General features: G+C 72.2%; 12 protein-coding genes. 6 read left to right on the forward strand and 6 right to left on the reverse strand.

Annotated features, from left to right (window positions below; translation table 11 throughout):
* Positions 1–25 precede the first annotated feature (25 nt).
* The 4 genes from HD597_RS37460 (at position 26) to HD597_RS37475 (ending at position 4524) form a co-directional block, all read left to right on the forward strand.
* A complete protein-coding gene (locus HD597_RS37460) occupies positions 26–1279 on the forward strand; it encodes a lamin tail domain-containing protein (RefSeq protein WP_253748566.1) in 1254 nt (417 codons plus the stop codon).
* Between the two features lie 186 nt (positions 1280–1465).
* Complete coding sequence (locus tag HD597_RS37465) at positions 1466–2407, forward strand: hypothetical protein (protein ID WP_253748568.1); 942 nt, start codon at positions 1466–1468, stop codon at positions 2405–2407.
* 46 nt (positions 2408–2453) lie between these two features.
* Positions 2454–3047, forward strand: a complete 594-nt coding sequence (locus HD597_RS37470; RefSeq protein WP_253748570.1) for a hypothetical protein — start codon at positions 2454–2456, stop codon at positions 3045–3047.
* A gap of 145 nt (positions 3048–3192) precedes the next feature.
* On the forward strand, positions 3193–4524 hold the full coding sequence (locus HD597_RS37475) for a glycoside hydrolase family 30 protein (RefSeq protein ID WP_253748572.1): 1332 nt from the start codon (positions 3193–3195) through the stop codon (positions 4522–4524).
* A 38-nt stretch (positions 4525–4562) separates the two neighbouring features.
* Here HD597_RS37475 and HD597_RS37480 read toward each other — a convergent pair whose 3' ends face one another.
* The 4 genes from HD597_RS37480 to HD597_RS37495 form a co-directional block, all read right to left on the reverse strand.
* Complete coding sequence (locus tag HD597_RS37480) at positions 4563–5378, reverse strand: carbohydrate ABC transporter permease (RefSeq protein ID WP_253748575.1); 816 nt, start codon at positions 5376–5378, stop codon at positions 4563–4565.
* Positions 5371–6273 (reverse strand): carbohydrate ABC transporter permease, encoded by a 903-nt coding sequence (locus HD597_RS37485; RefSeq protein WP_253748577.1) that lies wholly within the window; start codon positions 6271–6273, stop codon positions 5371–5373. The genes HD597_RS37480 and HD597_RS37485 overlap by 8 nt, the downstream gene beginning before the upstream one ends.
* A gap of 14 nt (positions 6274–6287) precedes the next feature.
* Positions 6288–7541, reverse strand: a complete 1254-nt coding sequence (locus HD597_RS37490) for an ABC transporter substrate-binding protein (RefSeq protein ID WP_253748579.1) — start codon at positions 7539–7541, stop codon at positions 6288–6290.
* Positions 7542–7705: 164 nt separating this feature from the next.
* Positions 7706–8824, reverse strand: a complete 1119-nt coding sequence (locus HD597_RS37495) for an ROK family transcriptional regulator (RefSeq protein WP_253748581.1) — start codon at positions 8822–8824, stop codon at positions 7706–7708.
* Between the two features lie 73 nt (positions 8825–8897).
* Between HD597_RS37495 and HD597_RS37500 the strand changes: the two genes are divergently transcribed.
* Positions 8898–10145, forward strand: coding sequence for a Gfo/Idh/MocA family protein (locus HD597_RS37500; RefSeq protein ID WP_253748583.1), 1248 nt, complete (start codon positions 8898–8900; stop codon positions 10143–10145).
* Positions 10146–10171: 26 nt separating this feature from the next.
* Here the strand turns inward: HD597_RS37500 and HD597_RS37505 are convergent, their stop codons facing one another.
* Complete coding sequence (locus HD597_RS37505; RefSeq protein WP_253748586.1) at positions 10172–12997, reverse strand: AAA family ATPase; 2826 nt, start codon at positions 12995–12997, stop codon at positions 10172–10174.
* 229 nt (positions 12998–13226) lie between these two features.
* Here HD597_RS37505 and HD597_RS37510 point away from each other — a divergent pair, with 229 nt between their 5' ends.
* On the forward strand, positions 13227–14435 hold the full coding sequence (locus HD597_RS37510) for an epoxide hydrolase family protein (protein WP_253748588.1): 1209 nt from the start codon (positions 13227–13229) through the stop codon (positions 14433–14435).
* A gap of 112 nt (positions 14436–14547) precedes the next feature.
* On the opposite strand, the gene HD597_RS37515 is transcribed toward HD597_RS37510, so the two are convergent.
* Positions 14548–15141 (reverse strand): TetR/AcrR family transcriptional regulator, encoded by a 594-nt coding sequence (locus HD597_RS37515; protein ID WP_253748590.1) that lies wholly within the window; start codon positions 15139–15141, stop codon positions 14548–14550.
* Positions 15142–15177 lie beyond the last annotated feature (36 nt).

Genomic DNA, 15177 nt, shown 5'->3' on the forward strand with positions numbered 1-15177 from the left:
TCACCAGCTCGCATGGGGGGATTCCATGAGCTACACGCTGTTACGCGGCACCTTCGTGATCCGGTACCCGGATCTGCCCCGCCAGGGCCCCGAGCCGGACGGCGACACCGTCAAGTTCCTGCCCGACTCGCCGGCCCTGGTCGAGGCGCTGCCGCGGCGCTCCGGCCGGCCGCCGAACATCAACGCCCGCGGCATCTCCGTCCGGTTGGAGGCCATCGACGCGCTGGAGACGCACTTCGAGGAGACCCACCAGGAGCTCGACGGGGCGAACGCGGCCCGTGACGAGCTGCTGCGCCTGCTCGGCTTCACGAACGTGCGCTTCTGGGAGGACCTGCCGAACAAGGTGCGCTCCGCCGACCAGGACTCCATCCGCGGCCACGTGCTCACCAACGGCATCGACGGCAACGGCCGGCTGATCGCGTTCGGCTTCGCCGGTGACCACCAGGGGGCGGACGGGACCACCGTGTTCGTGGACGGCCCGCTGGTGGACCGTTCCGTCAACGCGCAACTGCTGGCGGCCGGGCTGGTCTACCCGGCCTTCTACGCCACGCTGCCCGCCGAGCTGCGCACGCACCTGGCGGAGGTCTCACAGGCGGCCCGGCGCAAGGCCATCGGCATCTGGCCCCGCTCGGCCGCCGACCCCAACGGCGCGGCCACCGTACGCGACCTGGCCGGGCTGGAGCGGCTGGTGGTCTGGCCGAAGCTGTTCCGGCGTATCGTGCCCTACCTCGCGGCGGGGTTCACCGGCTTCGACGGCTTCGACGCCTGGCTGCGCGCGGACCCGGTCAACCGGGACGACGAGCTGTTCCTGATCCCCCGCCTCGAACGCGGCAACCTGCACGACGTGGTCAGGGGGTCCGGGCAGCAGATCCAGCTCACGATGTGGCCCGAGGACTTCATCATCAGCCCGGACCCCGCGCCGCCGGGCGCCCCGGTGAGGCCGCCGCTCGTCGCCGCCGGGGACGTGATCATCGTGGCCGCGCTGCCGGACCCGGCGGGCGCCGACCGCGGCAACGAGACCGTCACGCTCATGAACCTCACGTCCGGCACGTGCGACCTGAGCGGCTGGGCCCTGACGGACGCCGGCGGTGGCCGCAGGGCTCTGACCGGGGCCATCGAGGGCGGCGCCGCGCTGCGCGTGACGCTGGACCCGGCGGTGCAGCTCGGCAACCAGGGGGACACGATCATCCTCGTGGACGGTGAGGGGGCGACGATCGACCAGGTGACGTACAAGGTGGACCAGGTGAAGGCGGGCCGCACGATCTGCTTCGGCCGCTGAGCCCAGTCGGGGCGGGCCGCAGGACGGCCCGCCCCTTTCATGCCGAAGCCAGAGCATTTGTGCGACGAGCGCTTCGGGCGCGCATTGTTTGAAATAGTCTCGTCCTGACCGGGAAGGCGAAGAACAATCCACAAGTCGGGCAAACAGCATTTTGCCCTATTTTCTTGGGATATTCCGGGAGGTGCTTTGGCATACGAACCGGGTTCGAGCCGCTTCTGCCGGCGCTGCGGATCGCACGTCGGCACTCTCGCGCAGTGCCCGCGCTGCCGCGCCCACCTGAGCCCCCAGGAGCAGCCCGCCGTCTCCTACGCCACCGGTCCTGAGCCGGCGCGGTTGCGGCGGGGGCCACCGGCCTGGCGGCGCGCTCCGGTGCTGATCAGCCTGGTGGTGGCCATCCTCGCGTTCGTCCTGACCTGGTGGATCGTGACCGCCAACCCCTCGCGGCCGATCCAGAACACCGGCGCGGGCCAGGGCGTCGCCCCCAGCAGCCCGGCGAGCAGTTCGGAGACCGGCCCGGAGAGCAGCCCCGAGAGCAGCCCGGAGAGCAGCCCGGAGAGCAGCTCAGAAACCGGCGCGGAGAGCAGCCCGGAGAGCAGCTCAGAAACCGGCGCGGAGAGCAGCCCGGAGAGCAGCGCGGAAGGCAGCCCGGAGACCGGCCCGGAGACCGGCGGTTCCCCGGGGCGGGCGGCCCGGCAGCAGGCCGAGGCGATCGAGGAGCTGCTGGCCGGCAGCAGCGACGCCCGCTCCGGCCTGCCCGACGCCATCGCCGCCGCCATCCGCTGCGCCCCCGGTGGCGTGCAGGCCATCCGCGACATCACGACCAGCCGGCGCGACCAGCTCGCCACCGCCCAGACGCTCGGCGTGAGCGCGCTGAAGGGCGGAGCCCGGCTCAAGGACGCGCTGGTCGACGCGCTCGACGCCTCGCACGACGCCGACGCCGCGTTCCTGTCCTGGGCCGGCCGGCACCTGGAGGGAGACTGCGAGGCGCCGGTGGAGAGCGACCGCGACTATCAGCGGGGCCTGGACAGATCGCAGGACGCGCAGAAGGCGAAAACGCGTTTCGCGACGGCGTGGCGCCCGATCGCACAGACGTACGGCCTCACGGTCTGGAGGCCCGGCCAGATTTGACCTCCGCCCCTTTCGCACGACGGAAACCTGAGACGAAGGAGTACGCATGTTCATGCTCATGCCGCGCTCTCTGATGAGGCTGGCGGTCGGCGCGGCCGCGGGTTACCTGCTCGCCGTCCGCCCGTGGCACCTGCGGTGGGGTGCCGACGACCGTGAGGTCCACGCGGACATGCCCGGCGACGACCTCGTCACGCAGCCGCAGTACCAGGCCACCCGGGCGATCACCGTCGAGGCGCCCCCGGCCACCGTCTGGGCCTGGCTGGTCCAGCTCGGCGGCGGCTACCAGCCCGACTCCCCGCCGCGCCCGGCGACGAGCGGGCACGAGGAGCCGCCCGGGCAGGAGCGGCAGGGGCTGAAGGTCGGCGACGTGCTGCAGGGCGGGCCCGGCTTCGTGGTGGAGCAGATCGAGCCGCCGCAGACCCTGGTGACGATGGTGCGCGGCGCCGACGCCACCACCACGTGCTCGGTCTCGCTGCGCGACCTGGAGGACGGCAGAACGCGGATGATCTTCCGGGTGCGCATCCGCGCGCAGCCGGGCGTTCGCGGCACGACGTACCTCGCGAGGCAGGACGTCGGCGACTTCCTCACGGTGCGCCGGCAGATGCTGACCATCAAGGAGCGCGCCGAGTCCGTCCAGTAGTGGCTCGCCGTCCATGACCGCCTCCGCGACCGCGGGGGCGGTCGTGCTTTGACGGGCGAGGTTGACGCGGACGCCTCCGCGCGCTTACGGTTCCGGCGATCGACGAAATATATCGTCACGTATCCGAAACTTTCGGAGGCGCGCCATGTTGCGAGGACTCGTCGCGATCAGCCTGCTGGGTTTACCCGCGGTGCACCCGGCACATCCCGCCGACCCCCCTGCCATCACCGTGAACGAGCGCGTCCGGCACCAGGAGATCGACGGTTTCGGCATCTCCCAGGCGTTCCGGCGCAACGAGCTGCTGGAGGCCCTGCCTGCGGACAAGCAGCGGGAGGTCCTCGATTTGTGGTTCGACCGGAGCAAGGGCGCCGGGCTGAGCATCCTGCGGCTCGGCATCGGCTCCTCGCCCACCGGCAGCCCGTACGACCACATGGTGTCGATCCAGCCGGACGACCCCGGCGGCCCTGACGCCCCGCCGAAGTACGTCTGGGACGGCGACGACAACAGCCAGGTCTGGGTGGCCAAAGAGGCCCAGCGGTACGGCGTCGAACGATTCTTCGCCGACGCCTGGAGCGCCCCCGGCTACATGAAGGACAACGGCGACGACAAGAACGGCGGCACACTCCTGCCCGAGTGGCGGCGCGCGTACGCGAACTACCTGGTCGCCTACACCAAGTTCTACGCCAGGGAAGGCATCAGGATCACCGACCTCGGGTTCACGAACGAGCCCGACTGGACGGCCACGTACGCCTCGATGCGCTTCACCCCCGAGCAGGCCGCCGAGTTCGTCAAGGTGCTCGGGCCGATCGCCAGGAACACCAGGCTGGTGTGCTGCGACTCGTTCGGCTGGAACGAGGCCAAGGCGTACACGGCGGCGATCGAGGCCGATCCCGAGGCCCGCCGCTGGGTCAAGACGCACACCGGCCACACCTACGCCAGCCCCGTGGACGCCCCGCTCCCGACGGACAGGAAGACCTGGATGTCGGAGTGGAACCCCAACGGCAACACCTGGAACGAGGCCTGGGACGACGGCAGCGGCTACGACGGCTTCACGATCGCGCAGGCCGTGCACGACGCGCTCACGCTGGGCGAGGTCAGCGCCTACGTCTACTGGCTGGGCGGCTCGCGCGGCGCGACCAGGGCGCTGCTGCAGCTCGACGAGGTGGCCAGGGAGTACCACGTGTCGAAGCGGCTGTGGGCGCTGGCGGCCTACAGCAGGTTCATCCGGCCCGGCGCGGTCCGGGTGGAGGCGAGCGCGGCCGATCCGGCGCTGAAAGTTTCAGCGTTCCGCAACGCCGACGGCTCGCGCGTGATCGTGGCGCTCAACACCGGAACCGCGCCCGTCACGTGGAGGGGCGTGCACGGCCGCGCGACCACGTACGTCACCGACAACACCAACGACCTCACCCCGTCCGCCGTGACGGGCCGCACGGTGACGCTCCAGCCGCGGGCGCTCACCACCATCGTGATCAAGTAGGACGCCGGGCCCGGCGAGAGGCGCAGCTCCCGCCGGGCTCAGCCCTTCGTCCCGGTGTGGGCGATGCCCTGGATGAACTGCCGCTGCAGGAAGACGAACACCGCGATCACCGGCAGCGAGGCGATCAGGGAGCCGGCCATCAGGACGGGATAGTCGGTCTGGTACTGCCCCTGGAGCGAGGCCAGCCCGGCCGACAGCGTCATCTTCTCCGGGTCGGTGTTGACCACCAGCGGCCAGAAGAGGTCGTTCCACGCCCACAACAGCGTCAGGACGGCCAGCGCGACCAGCCCCGGCCGGGCCAGCGGCAGCATGATCGACCAGTAGATCCGCCACGGCCCCGCGCCGTCGAGCCGCGCCGCCTCCTCGATCTCGCGCGGCAGGCCCAGGAAGAACTGCCGCAGCAGGAACACCCCGAACGCGCTGAACAACCCGGGCACGATGATCGCCTGGAGGCTGTTCAGCCAGCCCAGCGCGGACATGATCTGGTACTGCGGGATCACGAAGAGCTGCGGCGGGACCATGAGCACCGACAGGAACAGGCCGAACAGCAGGTTCCTGCCCGGGAAGCGGAGCCGGGCGAAGGCGTAGGCGGCCATCGAGCAGAACAGCACCTGCCCGGCCACCCGCCCCGCGGCCATCACCACCGTGTTGAGGAACTGCTCGCCGAACGGCAGCAGGTCGAAGACCTTGGCGTAGTTGTCCCAGCGCCCCTCGGGCAGGAACGTCGGCGGCACGGCGGTGGCGGTGCTCAGCGTCTTGAGCGAGGTGATGATCTGCCAGGCGAACGGCGCCACCATCAGCAGCGACGAGATGATCAGCACCGCGTGCACGCCCAGCGGGCGACGCTCAGACATAGTGCACCCACCTCCGCTGGAGCCTGAACTGCAGGATCGTCAGCACCGCGATGAGCACGAGCAGCGCCATCACGATGGCGGCGGCGTAGCCGCGGTCGTTGGTGACGAAGGCACGCTCGTAGAAGAGCTGCACGACGGTCTGCAGCCGCGAGTACGCCGGGTTGGCCCGCGCCGCCTGCCCGGACCCGGTCATCACGAAGACCAGGTCGAACAGTTGCAGCGAGCCGATCACCGAGACGATCGAGATGAAGAACGCCGTCGGCGACAACATCGGCAGGGTGATCCTGAAGAACTGGCGGACGCGGCCGGCCCCGTCCATGGACGCCGCCTCGTACAGCTCCTTGGGGATGGCCTGCATGCCCGCCAGGAAGATGATCAGGTTGTAGCCGACGCTGCTCCAGACGCCCACCACGATCAGCGCGTACAGGGCGGTGGCCGGGTCGGCGATCCAGTTGGGGCCGTCGATGCCGGCGAGCGCGAGCACCTGGTTGATCAGGCCGTAGTCACCGTTGTAGAGCCAGCGCCAGAGCATCGCGACCGCGACCGGCATGGTCACCACGGGCAGGAAGAACGCCGTGCGGTACAGGGTCACGCCGCCCAGCCCCGGCCGGTTGAGCAGCGCGGCGAACACGATGGCCAGCGGGATGCCGAGCAGGCCCAGCACGGTGTAGGTGAGCGTGTTGAGCACCGCCCGGCCCACCTCGGGGTCGCCGAACAGGCGGGTGTAGTTCTCCAGGCCCGTCCAGGTGTGCCCGCCGAACGCGCCCCACTCGGTGAAGGAGAAGTAGGCGGTCTGCAGGACGGGCCACAGGTAGAAGATCGCCAGGCCGAGCCCGGTGGGGGCGATGAACGCGTACCCCCACAGGGCCTCGGTCCACGGTCGGCGGCTCGCCACGTGTTTCCTGCGTGTCATTCCTTGGCCAGCAGGTCGTTCATCGCCGCCGCGAGGTCCGCGGCGGCCCTGTCGACCGGCACCTCACCGGTCCAGGCCTTGGTCAGATGGGTGAGCTCGGCCTCCTGCCAGGCGGCGGTGTTCTTGGAGACGGGGTACGGCACCGCGTAGGCGACCGCGTCCAGGAACGTCTGCAGCTTCCACTCGGGGTGGGCCTTGACCCAGTCCTGCTGGGTGCCGTTGTAGGCCGGGATCGGGCCCTTCTTGCCGAGGATGTCGGCGGCCTGCTTGGAGCCGAGGAACTTGACGAACGCCGACGCCTGCGCCGGGTGCTCGGTCTTGGCCGAGACCACGTTGGCGACGCCGTGGATGATCGTGGCCTGCTTCTCGCCCCTGGGCAGCGGGGCCACGTCCACCTTGTCCTTGGTGTAGTCGTTCTTGCCGAACTCGGCCACGTTCCAGGACCCGCCCCAGTACATCGCCAGCTTGCCGGCCTCGAAGAGCTGGAGCGGGGTGGTGTCGGTCATGGTCTTGAGGTCGGGCGACTGCTTGGCGGCGATGAGGTCGGTCCAGAACTTCAGGCCCGCGACCGTCTTGGGGTCGGCGTAGCCGGACTGCTTGCCGTCCGGGGAGATCACGTGGCCGCCGGCCTGGTAGATCGTGTTGTACTGGTATTCCTGGAAGCTCGTGAGCTGCGCGCCGACCGCGTAGACGCCCTTCTCGGGGTCGGTGAGCTCGGCGGCGGCCTTGTTGAAGTCGGCCCAGGTCCAGTCGTCGGCCGGGTACTTCACCTTGGCGGCGTCGAAGAGCGTCTTGTTGTACCAGACGCCCACCGTGTCCATGTCCTTCGGCAGCCCGTACAGCTTGCCCTCGTAGGTGTAGAGGTCCACCAGGGCCTTGGGGTAGACCGAGGTGTCGACCTGCTCCTCGATCGGCTTGATCACGCCGTTGGAGGCGTAGAGCTGGAAGTTGGGGCCGTTCATCCAGAAGACGTCGGGCGCCGCGCCGCCGCTGACGGCGGCCTTCATCTTCGTCCAGTAGTCGACCCAGGGGGTGAGCTGGACGTCCACGGTGATGCTCGGGTAGGTCTTGGTGAACTCCGCGGCCAGTTCCTGCATGACCGCCTGCTGGGTGGCGTCCCAGACGCCATAGGACAGCTTCACCCTCTTCTCCGGCTGCGTGTCCGTGCCGGCCTGCTCACCGCCGCCGCACGCGGAGGCGAGCAGTGCCACGCAGAGGAGCGCCGCACCGCTCCGTGCCGACTTCCACATCTCCCGGTCCTCTCCTAGAACGTGGGAGTAATGATGGAGTCCAGGGAAATTGTTGGCAAGAGTGGCCGTGTTACAGATGGCTCACGAGGCTCGGCCGCCGGGCGGGAAGCGGCGCGACCGGCCGGCCTGCAGGCCGCTCACGAGCGGCGAGCGGCGCGACCGGCCTACAGGCCGCTGACGAGCGGGGAGCGGCCGTCGAGCAGGCGCTCCTCGACGTCGTCGAGCGCCAGGCGTACGGCGCCGAGCACCACGGCCTCGTCGCCCAGCGCCGACATGCGCACCTCCGGGGTGCGGATGCACCAGCGGTCCAGCTCCCGCCTGAGCGGCTCGATGAGCACGTCGGCCGAGCGCGAGAAGCCGCCGCCGACCACCACCATCTGCGGGTCCAGCGTCAGGACCAGCGCGGACGCGCCGAGCGCGAGATCCTTCACGTAGCGGCGCACGGCGGCCAGCGCGGCCTTGTCGCCCTCCCGCGCGGCGGCGAACACGTCGCCGGCCTCGCCGCTGAGGTGCTCCTGGGCGCGGATCCAGCCGAGCACGGGCAGCGCGCCGATCTCGCCGGAGGCGTTGCCGAAACCCTTGTGCAGCTTGCCGTCGATGACCAGGCCCGCACCGGTGCGCAGCCCGGCCAGCAGGAAGACCATGTCCTTGGCGTAGCGGGCCACGCCGCGCCAGCACTCGGCCAGCGCGGCGAGCTTGCTGTCGTTCTCGACCAGCACCGGGGCGGGAGCCAGGCGGCGCACGTGCGCGGCCAGGTCCACGCCGGTCCACTCGGGCAGCGCCTCCGACAGCATCACCCTGCCGGCGCCGTCGACCAGCCCGGTCGTGCCGACGCCCGAGGCCCACACGTCGCCGCCGGTCAGCCCGGCGCCCTCCAGGGACTCCGCGACCGCCCGGTCCACCGCCTCCAGCCGTTCGAGCCTGCCCATCGCGGGCGTGACGGTCACGCGGGCGGCGTGCTGCACGTTCCCGTCGAGGTCGGCGATCACCGCCCGGATCTTGTGGCCGCCGATGTCGACGCCGAGCACCCGGCCCGCGTCGGCCCTGAACCGGTAGCGCCTGGCCGGGCGGCCCACGCCGCCCGCGGTGGCGCCCGCCTCCGCCACCCAGCCCTTCTGCAGCAGCTCGCGCACCACGTCCTCGGTGGAGGCCCTGGACAGGCCGGTGCGCTTGGCGACCTCGGTGAGCGTGAGCGACGGCTGGCCCTGGAGCACCTTGATCACGGACAGCGCGTTGAGCTGCCGCAGCCGCGACAGGTCTCCGCCGCTCATCTCCGCGGCCATCGGCCCCCCTTGCTGTCCGCTTCCTCAGACCGAATAATGATGCTCTCCATGATATTTCTTCGGGGAAGGTTCCATGACTGAGGTGACTCTAGCCGTCGTCGGCGGGGGCCTGCGAGGGCTGACCTACGCACGCCACGCGCACGCCGCGGGCGCGGGGCGGGTGGTGGCGGTGGCCGAGCCCGACCCGGGGCGGCGGGCGGCGTTCGCGGCGGAGTTCGGGATCCGGCCGGAGCTGGCCTACGACGACTGGAAGGAGCTGGCGGCGGCCGGGCGGCTCGCGGACGCGGCGATCATCGCCACCCACGACCGGCTGCACACCGACCCCGCGGTGACGCTGGCGGACCTCGGTTACCACATTCTCCTGGAGAAGCCGATGGCGACGGACGAGGAGGAGTCCGTCATGATCGCCGACGCCGCCGAGCGCAACGGCATCATGCTCGCGGTCTGCCACGTGCTGCGGTACACGCCGTACACGCGGGTGGTGAAGGAGCTGCTGGACTCGGGACGGATCGGGCGGCTCGTCAGCGTGCAGCACCTGGAGCCGGTGGGGTGGTGGCACCAGGCGCACTCGTTCGTGCGCGGGCACTGGCGCCGCCAGGACACCTCGGCGCCGATGTTGCTGGCCAAGGCGTGCCACGACATCGACTGGCTGGTGCACCTGTTCGGCCGGCCGCCCGTCCGGGTGTCGTCGTTCGGCTCGCTGTCGCACTTCCGCGCCTCCGAGCGGCCGGCCGAGGCGGCCGACCGGTGCCTCGACTGCCCGCTGGAGCCGTCCTGCCCGTACTCGGCGCCGCGCCTGTACCTGGGATGTCTCGGGGATCCCGGCAGCGAGTTCTGGCCGCTGTCGGCGGTCACGCCGGGGCGCACGGAGGAGGCGGTGCTCGACGCGCTGCGCACCGGGCCGTACGGCAGGTGCGTGTACGCGTGCGACAACGACGTGGTCGATCACCAGGAGGTGGTGATGGAGTTCGACGACGGGGCGACGTGCTCGTTCACGATGAGCGCGTTCACCCCGATGGAGCACCGCCGCACCCGCCTGTTCGGCACCCACGGGCACATCGACGGCGACGGGCTGAGCCTGCGCGTGGTGGACTTCCGCACGGGCGGCGAGGAGGTCGTGCACACGCAGGACCTGGCGGGGCCTTCGGCCGCGGACGGGCACGGGGGCGGGGACGAAGGGCTGACGGAGGCCTTCCTCGCCGCCGTCGCCTCGGGTGACGCCTCGCTGCTGCGGTCGGACGCGGCGGAGAGCCTGATGACGCATCGGGTGGTCTGGGCCGCCGAACGCGCCCGCCACACCGCCTCGGTCGTCACCCTCTGACCGCACCGGCATCGTCGCTCAGGCCGCTACGGACGACGGGGCAGCGGATGGCCGCGGTGCGTCGCCGGCGTCCTCGGCGCGGCCAGCGCCGTACGCAGATGCCGGCGGGAGCTGACCCCCAGCTTGGCGAAGACGTTGCCCAGGTGCCACTCCACCGTGCGCGGGCTGATGAACAGCCGGGCGGCGATCTCGTCGTTGGTGTGCCCGATCCTGGCCAGCCCCGCGATCTGCGCCTCCTGGCTGGTGAGCTCGGCCGCGGCGGAGACGGTGCGCTTGCGAACGGTCTCCCCGGTCGCCAGCAGCTCCCGGCGCGCACGCTCGGCGAAGCCGCAGGCTCCGGCCCCGCTGAACGTCTCGTGCGCCGGGCGCAGCTGGGCGCGGCTCTCCTGCCGGCGGTTGCGCCGCCGCAGCCATTCGCCGTACAGCAGCCGGGCGCGGGCCAGGTGGACCGTGACCCGGCAGCGGCCCAGGTGCTCGATGGCCTCCCGATAGAGCGCGTCGGCGTCCCGATCGTCGCTCAGCAGCGCCCGCGAGCGGGCCGCCATGCCCAGCGCCCACTCGGTGCCGCTGGCGCGCGTACGCTCGGTGAGCGACTCCAGCGCGGGCGCGGCGAGCTCCGGCCGGCCGCACCGGACGGCGGCCTCGACGAGCTCGGCCAGCGCCCAGCCGAAGAACCCCAGGTCCTCGTACTGGCAGGCCCGCCTGGCGGCCTCCAGCGCGGCGTCGTAGCGGCCGAGGCCGTTGTACAGGACCGCGGTCGCGTACTCGGCCAGGCCGAGCGCGCGGCCCTCCCCGCGCGTCCCCACCTCCATGGCGGTCGTCGCGATGTGGTCGAGCGCCTCGGACTCCTCCTCACGCCAGGCCGCCAGCACCAGGGACGTGTACATCATGGGCGCGCCGCCCGTCGCCTCCGAGATCGCCGTGGCCTCGCCGATCAGCGCCGCCGCGGCGTCGAACTCGCCGGCGTGCAGCAGGAAGCCCGCCTGGTAGGTCAGCGCCATCGGCAGGACGGACAGGGCCCCCGCCTCCCGGGCGCACGTGACGGCGCCCTCGGCCAGCTCGTGCCAGGCGTCGTCGTCCCACAGCTCGGGCGCCAGGGGTTCGGGCGTCACCCGGAACGCCAGCCACAACCAGCGCCTCTCGGCGTCCGTCGCGCCGGACGTGCGCTGCTCGCGTACGACGTCCAGCGCGTGCCGGAGCGCGGGGGCGCCGGCGGCGTGGCCGTCGATGATCAGACCGGCCACGCTGTCGAGCAGGACGTCCACCATGCGCGGCGGCCCGGGCGGTGGTGGTCCGGCACGGGCCGCCTCGGCCACCTCGCGCTGCCCGGGGCCGGTGCTGAGCCGGCCGGCGAAGACGGCCGCGCCGACGGCCTCCAGCAGGGTGTCACGGGCGAGGGCTGCGTCCAGCGGCGCCAGCCGGTGCGCGGCGTCGAGCAGGAGGCGGGGCGCGTCGTTCCCGCGCACCCGGGCGTACACCAGCCGGGCGCGCAGCCGTTCGAGCCTGGCTCTGTGCAGGTCGTCGAGCGGGCCGGCCTCGGCGGCGTCGAGCAGGGTCCGCGCCTGTGCGGGCCCGCCGGCGTCGATCGCGGCCTGGGCGGCGTCCAGCGCGCGGGCGACCCGGCGGGCGGGGTCGGGTGTCAGCTCCGCCGCGCGGCGCAGGAACGCCGCCGCCGCCGCGGCTCCTCCCCTGGCGTGTGCCCGGCCGGCCGAGAGCTCCAGGTCCACGGCGACGCTCTCGTCGGGACGGGCCGCGGCGTGGGCGCGGTGCCACGCCCGGCGGTCGGGATCGCGGTCGGGATCGGTGGCCTGTGCCAGTGCCCGGTGCGCGGCCCGCCGGTCCGGAGCGGACGCCCGCTGATAGACGGCGGAGCGCACCAGCGGGTGGTGGAAACGTACACCGCTGCCGAGCTCGACGAGCCCCGCGGCCTCGGCCGGCACGGCGGCCTGCGCCGGGATCCCCTGGAGGCCCGCCGCGTGCCACAACAAGCCGGCGTCGCCGGTGGGGTCGGCCGCGGCGATCAGCAGGAGCCGGCGGCTGTCCTCGGGAAGCGTGCGGAACCGCTGGTGGAAGGCGTTCTCGAGGCGGCTCGCCAGAGGCTGCCTGCCGGGGAGCCAGAAGCCGCCCGCCAGCTCGGCGGGGGCGAGGGCGCGGGGCAGGTGCAGCAGGGCCATCGGGTTGCCGTGCGCCTCGGCGACGATCCGGTCGCGTACCGGCGGATCGAGCGGCACGTGGACGGCCGAGGCCAGCACGGCCCTGGCGTCGGGCTCGTCGAGGCCCTCGACGGTCAGCTCCGGCAGCCCGGCCAGGCCCCGGGCGTCCTCGGGCTCCCGCACCGTGAAGATCAGCGCCACCTGCTCGGCCATCAGGCGCCTGGCGACGAACGCCAGCGCCTGCGTGGATCCGTCGTCGAGCCACTGCGCGTCGTCGACGAGGACGAGCAGCGGCCGGTCCCTGGCCGCGCCGGCCAGCAGGCCGAGCGCGGCCAGGCCCACCAGGAACCGGTTCGGCGCCTCGCCCTCCTGGATCCCGAACGCGACGGACAGGGCGTCGCGCTGCGGCCCCGGCAGGGCGTCGAGCCCGTCCAGCAGGGGCCCGCAGAGCTGGTGCAGGCCCGCGAACGCGAGCTCCATCTCCGACTGGACACCGGCGATGCCGACGATCCGGAACCCGGTCGCCCGGCGCGTCGTGTGCTCCAGCAGCGCGGTCTTGCCGATGCCCGCCTCGCCCCGCAACACCAGGACCGCGCTGCTTCCCGACCGCGCCATGGCCAGAGCCCGCCCGAGTGCGGTCAGCTCGCGGTCGCGGCCTCGCAGTGCCGCCCGGGTGTCGATGGTGGCGAACACGCCCATGGGCTCGACCTTCCTGGCGCGCCGCGGAGGTGCTCCGCGCGGCCACTACCGGTCATGCTCCCACCGAGTTTAGTCCCATTTGCGACATTTCGACAGTTTTGTGCCCTGTGCCCCAGGGTGCGACCACGGGCCGATCCCCGGGGTTCCCCCGGGGGCGATACCCCTCCCACCTGGGCGATCGTGGTCAGGCCAGGCGGCACAGGGCCGCCTGCCGACCGAGGAGACAGCCATGTCCGAAACCCCCGCGATCCGCCCGTTCACGATTCCCGTCGTCCCCGAACGCGAGCTCCAGGACCTGCGCGCGCGCATCGCGGCGACCCGCTGGCCGGAGAGGGAGACCGTCACCGACCAGTCACAGGGCGTGCAGCTCGCGACCATCCAGGAGCTCGCGCGTTACTGGGCCGACGAGTACGACTGGCGCAGGTGCGAGGCGAGGCTCGGCGCGCTGCCGAACTTCGTCACCGAGATCGACGGGCTGGACATCCACTTCATCCACGTCCGCTCCAAGCACGAGGACGCCCTGCCGCTCATCGTCTGCCACGGATGGCCGGGCTCGGTCATCGAGCAACTGAAGATCATCGAGCCGCTCACCGATCCGACGGCTCACGGAGGCACCGCGGCGGACGCCTTCCACGTGGTCATCCCGTCGATGCCCGGCTACGGCTTCTCAGGCAAGCCGGCGACGACCGGCTGGGGCCCGGACCGCATCGGGCGCGCCTGGGCGGAGCTCATGAGGCGCCTCGGCTACACCCGGTTCGCGGCCCAGGGCGGCGACTGGGGCGCGATCGTGGTGGACCTGATGGCCGCGCAGGCTCCTGCGGGGCTGCTGGGCATCCACACCAACATGGCCGGCGTCGTTCCGCCCGGGATCGACAGGCTGTTCCAGTCCGACATCACCGGCGCGAACAACGCCCTCGCCTCGCTGCCGGCCGATCTGACGGACGAGGAGAGGCGCGCCTGCGAGCAGCTCGACTTCGTCTGGAAGCACGTCGCCTACGCCCTCATGATGGGCTCGCGCCCGCAGACGCTGACCGGGCTGGTGGACTCGCCCGTCGCCCTGGCGGCGTTCATGCTCGACCATGACGCGGCCAGCCTGGCGCTGATCTCCCGGGTGTTCGCCGGCGAGAGCGCAGGTCTCACCCGCGACGACGTCCTGGACAACATCACGCACTTCTGGCTGACCCGGAGCGGGATCTCCGCGGCACGGCTCTACGCGGAGAACAGGTTCCCGTTCTTCGCCGTCAAGGGCGTGTCGATCCCTGTCGCCGTGAGCGTCTTCCCCGACGAGCTCTTCCAGGCTCCGAAGAGCTGGGCGGAGCGGGCCTATCCCGAGCTCGTGCACTACAACCGCCTCGACGAGGGCGGGCACTTCGCCGCCTGGGAGCAGCCGCGGCTGTTCGTGCGAGAGGTCCGCGACGGCCTCCGCTCGCTGCGGTGACCGAGCCGCGAGGCGGCGGGAGCGGAGGTCCCGCCGCCCGGGCACGACCCCGCGCCGCGGCAGGGTCACGCCGCCCGGGCAGGAGCCGGCGCCGCGCCAGGGTCGCGCCGTTCTAGGCGCGAGCCCGCGCCGCCGCGAGCAGCGTGAGTGCGGCCTCGCGGGCGAGGCGGGCCGCGTGCGGCGTGCCCGGGTGCTGGTCGGCGACGACGGTGCAGCCCGTCACCAGGACGAGCCACTGGCGGGCCAGCGCCTCCGGATCGGCCGCCCCCGCCCTGGTGGCGATCCCGGCGAGCAGCCCCAGCCGGCGTTCGAGGTGCCGCCCCGCCATGTCCAGCTCGGGCGCCCGGTGGTGCTGGGCGGCGGCGTTGAGCAGCGCGCAGCCGCGGAACTCCGGCTCGGCGTGCCACTCCACCAGCGCGTCGAACACGGCGCCGAGCTGGTCGGCGGGCTCCTCCCCCGCCGACTCCGCGGCCGTGCGCAGCCACCTGGTCACCCGGTCGCTGCGGGCCTCCAGCACCGCCTCGATCAGCCCCTCCTTGGAGCCGAAGTGCCGGTAGAGCGTCTCCTTCGACACACCGACGGCGGCGCACAGCTCGGCCACGCCGACGCCGTCGAGCCCGCGCTCGTACAGGATCGGCATGGCCGTGTCGATGATCGCGGCCCGGGTCCGCTCCGGGTCCAGGGTGCTTCCCTTCGGTACAGGCACCCCTAGATGGTACTCATCGGTTCGATCCCTGCTATC

Source organism: Nonomuraea thailandensis (assembly GCF_024172165.1).
Classification (GTDB): domain Bacteria; phylum Actinomycetota; class Actinomycetes; order Streptosporangiales; family Streptosporangiaceae; genus Nonomuraea; species Nonomuraea thailandensis.

Excerpts from the sequence above, each read along its gene's own strand:
- HD597_RS37480 (WP_253748575.1), bottom strand. The coding sequence starts at position 5,378 with ATGTCTGAGCGTCGCCCGCTGGGCGTGCACGCGGTGCTGATCATCTCG.
- HD597_RS37470 (WP_253748570.1), top strand. The coding sequence starts at position 2,454 with ATGTTCATGCTCATGCCGCGCTCTCTGATGAGGCTGGCGGTCGGCGCG.
- HD597_RS37495 (WP_253748581.1), bottom strand. The coding sequence starts at position 8,824 with ATGGCCGCGGAGATGAGCGGCGGAGACCTGTCGCGGCTGCGGCAGCTC.
- HD597_RS37505 (WP_253748586.1), bottom strand. The coding sequence starts at position 12,997 with ATGGGCGTGTTCGCCACCATCGACACCCGGGCGGCACTGCGAGGCCGC.
- HD597_RS37475 (WP_253748572.1), top strand. The coding sequence starts at position 3,193 with ATGTTGCGAGGACTCGTCGCGATCAGCCTGCTGGGTTTACCCGCGGTG.
- HD597_RS37500 (WP_253748583.1), top strand. The coding sequence starts at position 8,898 with ATGACTGAGGTGACTCTAGCCGTCGTCGGCGGGGGCCTGCGAGGGCTG.
- HD597_RS37510 (WP_253748588.1), top strand. The coding sequence starts at position 13,227 with ATGTCCGAAACCCCCGCGATCCGCCCGTTCACGATTCCCGTCGTCCCC.
- HD597_RS37490 (WP_253748579.1), bottom strand. The coding sequence starts at position 7,541 with ATGTGGAAGTCGGCACGGAGCGGTGCGGCGCTCCTCTGCGTGGCACTG.
- HD597_RS37460 (WP_253748566.1), top strand. The coding sequence starts at position 26 with ATGAGCTACACGCTGTTACGCGGCACCTTCGTGATCCGGTACCCGGAT.